Source organism: Bradyrhizobium sp. STM 3809 (assembly GCF_000239795.1).
GTDB lineage: Bacteria > Pseudomonadota > Alphaproteobacteria > Rhizobiales > Xanthobacteraceae > Bradyrhizobium.
This window is the reverse complement of sequence record NZ_CAFJ01000227.1, coordinates 1-3,529: the sequence shown is the minus strand read 5'-3', so window position 1 is coordinate 3,529 and position 3,529 is coordinate 1. Positions and strand designations below refer to the sequence as shown.

Below are 3,529 nucleotides of genomic sequence, written 5' to 3'. Positions count from 1 at the left end.
CGCCGCGATAGCCAGCCAGGGCCTGCCTCTGGAGACTATCTGCGTCTGGCGGTTGCGGTGAAGAACGCGGGAACTACCCAGAGGTTGGAAAGAGGGGCAAGCCGTTGAGCCGCCTGCCTCTACATTCGCATCGCGGATGAACCGGCACAGGTCAGTGGCGCGGGAATAGCGAGGAATTGACCCCGGTTCCGGGTTGCGCCGCTCCGGCGCGTTCCGCACGATGCCGGCCATGATTCGGGATCAAGCGAAGAAGCCGGGCAGGGCGAAAGCGGCCGGCGCCGCCGTGACCAAGGCGGCCGGCGCGAAGGGCGCGACAAGTGGTGCCGCTCGGGCTGCAGCCAAGCCCGGCAAGGGCATCATCGCGGTGGCGCCGCCGAGCTTCCGCCGCGAGCGCGCGCTCTTGAAGCAGGGCGTCTGGCCGGTCGCCGGCTGCGACGAGGCCGGCCGTGGTCCGCTGGCGGGGCCGGTGGTGGCGGCGGCGGTGATTCTCGATCCCAACCGCATCCCCAAGGGGCTCGACGACTCCAAGCGGCTGACGGCGGAGCAGCGCGAGGCGCTGTTCGACAAGATCTGCAAGACCTCCGCCTTCGCCGTGGCCTTTGCCTCACCATCGCGAATCGATCGCGACAACATCCTGCGGGCCTCGCTGTGGGCGCTGTCGCGGGCGGTGAGGGCGCTGCCGGAGGCGCCGAAGCATGTGTTCGTCGACGGCCGCGACCGGATCGACGTCGATTGCAATTGTGACGCGGTGATCGGCGGCGACGGACTGGTCATGTCGATCGCCGCGGCCTCGATCGTCGCCAAGGTGACGCGCGACCGGCTGATGTGCGCGCTGGCGCAGGACTGCCCCGGCTACGGCTTCGAGCAGCACAAGGGCTATGGCGTGCCGGAGCATCTTGCCGCATTGGACCGGCTCGGCCCGTCGGTGCATCACCGCAGCCTGTTCGCCCCGGTGGTCGCGGCCCGCCGCAAGCATCAGCCGGGCACCGAACTGCCGGAGCCGGACCTGTTCGCCGAGATGACGGTGATCGCGTCCACCGAAATCTCGCTCGAGGCCTGATGTCGGTTGCCTCACGGGCGCTGCGGTCTTAAAGCTTGAGACAGCCAGCACGAATTGTCACTCCTCGCAGCGGAGGCGGTCCTGTGCGCCTCGATCCCTGCGGTATCGATTGCGGGCGTGGGACGAGCGCTGCGGATGAGGGACGGTGCTCTCGGCTTCGTCGACCTTCCCAGCGTTTCAGCTAAGCGATCCAGCCGTTCATGCGTTTCACGTCACTGGTTGTCGAACTGATCCGCGCAAGACCGCGGCTGGTCGTCGTCATCGTGGTGCTGTGCCAGGCTCTGATGTGGCTCGGCACGGCCGTGCTGTTCTATCGCAGCCCGCCCGGCCAGCTTGCCACCACGATCGCGTTCGGACGCGAGTATCAGGTCGGCACCGATCTCGGGCCGCCGCTGTCGTTCTGGCTCGCCGACATCGCCTACCGCCTCGCCGGCAATCATCTGGTCGGCGTCTATCTGCTCGCGATGCTGTGCTCGGCGTTCAGCCTCTGGGTCGTCTATCTGCTGTCGCGCACCATCGTCGGCGGCCAGCAGGCGGTGCTGGCGGTGCTGCTGACCATGACGATCACGGCCTTCGGCGCGCCGACCCTGGAGTTCGGGCCGGAGGTGCTGGCGCGGCCGCTCTGGGCGCTGCTGCTGCTCCATAGCTGGCGAATCCTCGGACAGGGCCGCCGCAATGCCTGGTTCGCCTGGTCGATCGAGGCCGGGCTCCTGCTGCTCACCACGCCGGCGGCCGCCGGCCTGCTGCTGCTGATCGCTGGTTTCGCGGTGTCGACCGCGCAGGGCCGCCGCGTGCTCCGGTCGTTCGATCCGCTGTTCGCGCTGCTCGTGGTGCTGGCGCTGGCCTTGCCCTATCTGATTTTCGTGCTGCGCTCCGACAGCGTCGGACTGCCGGCTTTGCCGGTGCTCGCCGAACTGTCGGCGCGCGCTTGGCACTGGCTCGCGCTGGCCGGCGGATTGCTGTTGGCGATGGCGGCGGTCGTGGTGCTCGTGCTGCTCGACGCCGGCTGGATCAGCCGCGGCGAGACCGACGCGCCGATCATCTATCGCCGCTCGGTGACGCCGCTCGCCCGCGACTTCGTCTATTGCTTTGCGATCGCGCCCGCTTTGGCCGGCAGCTTGATCTCCGGTCTGTTCGGCCTCCCGACCATGCTGGGCGGGACCGCCGTGCCCCTGACCATGGTCGGCCTCGCTTTGGTGGTCGCCTCGGGCGACCTGATCTATCTGCGCCGGCAGCGGCTGCTGCGCATGGTCTGGGCGGCTGCGGTCGCGGTCCCTGCCATGCTCGTGGCCGGCAGTGCCGTGGTGCTGCCCGTGATCGGGGACGGTGAGCTTGCGACGTCGATGCCGGCCCGCGACATCTCCCGCTTCTTCGTCGACAGTTTCGAGCGCCGGACCAACCAGCGGCTGCAGGCGGTCGCCGGCGATCCGCAACTCGCCAGTCTCGTCGCGCTCGGCCGTCGCCGCGCGCACCTCTTCCTCGACGCCACGCCGCAACGAACGCCGTGGATCACGCCGGCCAGATTCGCGGAGTCCGGCGGCATCGTCGTCTGGCGCGCCTCCGACACCGCCGGCACCCCCCCGCCGGAGCTGACCCGCCGCTTCCCCGGGCTCGTCCCGGAGGTGCCGCGCAGCTTCGACTGGCTGATCAACGGCCGCCAGCCGCTGCTGCGCATCGGCTGGGCGATCGTGCGGCCGAAGGGGTCGTAGGCCACTCCGCCACGCTCTCCGTCATTGCGAGGAGCGAAGCGACGAAGCAATCCAGAGTCCCTCCCACGACCCTGGATTGCTTCGCTTCGCTCGCAATGACGGAGGCCGGGCGCCTAGACCGCCAGCACCGTGGCGATCGATCGCAGATCCTGCCAGGACAGCCGCTTGTAGGATGGCGAGCGCAGTAGATAGGCCGGGTGGAACGTGGCGATCGCGCGGATGGTGCGCTTGCCGGTGTCGTAGTCGCGCCATTTGCCGCGCGTGCGCATGATGCCCTCGGTGGTGCCGAGCAGCGCCTGGGTCGACGGGTTGCCAAGCGTCACCAGCACGTCGGGGTCGACCAGTTCGATCTGGCGGCGGATGAAGGGCAGGCAGATCTGCGTCTCCTGCGGCGTCGGCGTGCGGTTGCCGGGCGGCCGCCACGGGATGACGTTGGCGATGTAGACCTTGCTGCGGTCGAGCCCGATGGCGCCGATCATGCGGTCGAGCAGCTTGCCGGAGCGGCCGACGAAGGGCAGGCCCTCGATGTCCTCGTCGCGGCCGGGCGCCTCGCCGACCAGCATGATGCGCGCCTCCGGATTGCCGTCGGCGAACACCAGGCGCGACGCCGTCTGCTTCAGCGCGCAGCCGTCGAAACTCTCCAGGAGCTCGCGCAGAGCCTGCAGCGTCGGCGCCGTGCGTGCCGCTTCGCGTGCCGAGGCGATCGCGGCGTCCGGCGGAGGCGGCGGTTCTCCGCGCGGCGGAATGATCGCCGGCGCCG

The 3,529-nt window shown here is 69.6% G+C and carries 3 protein-coding genes; 2 read left to right on the top strand and 1 reads right to left on the bottom strand.

What is annotated here, in order from left to right:
• The first annotated feature begins 220 nt into the window (after positions 1-220).
• On the top strand, positions 221-1,060 hold the full coding sequence (gene rnhB / locus BRAS3809_RS12415; protein ID WP_008962443.1) for a ribonuclease HII: 840 nt from the start codon (positions 221-223) through the stop codon (positions 1,058-1,060).
• Positions 1,061-1,260: 200 nt separating this feature from the next.
• Positions 1,261-2,769: a glycosyltransferase family 39 protein gene (locus BRAS3809_RS12410; protein WP_008962441.1), complete on the top strand. Its 1,509-nt coding sequence runs from the start codon at positions 1,261-1,263 to the stop codon at positions 2,767-2,769.
• 113 nt (positions 2,770-2,882) lie between these two features.
• On the opposite strand, the gene BRAS3809_RS12405 is transcribed toward BRAS3809_RS12410, so the two are convergent.
• Positions 2,883-3,529 (bottom strand): uracil-DNA glycosylase (locus BRAS3809_RS12405; RefSeq protein ID WP_035656185.1); only part of this gene is annotated, 647 nt, incomplete at its 5' end.

Excerpts from the sequence above, each read along its gene's own strand:
- rnhB (WP_008962443.1), top strand. The coding sequence starts at position 221 with ATGCCGGCCATGATTCGGGATCAAGCGAAGAAGCCGGGCAGGGCGAAA.
- BRAS3809_RS12410 (WP_008962441.1), top strand. The coding sequence starts at position 1,261 with ATGCGTTTCACGTCACTGGTTGTCGAACTGATCCGCGCAAGACCGCGG.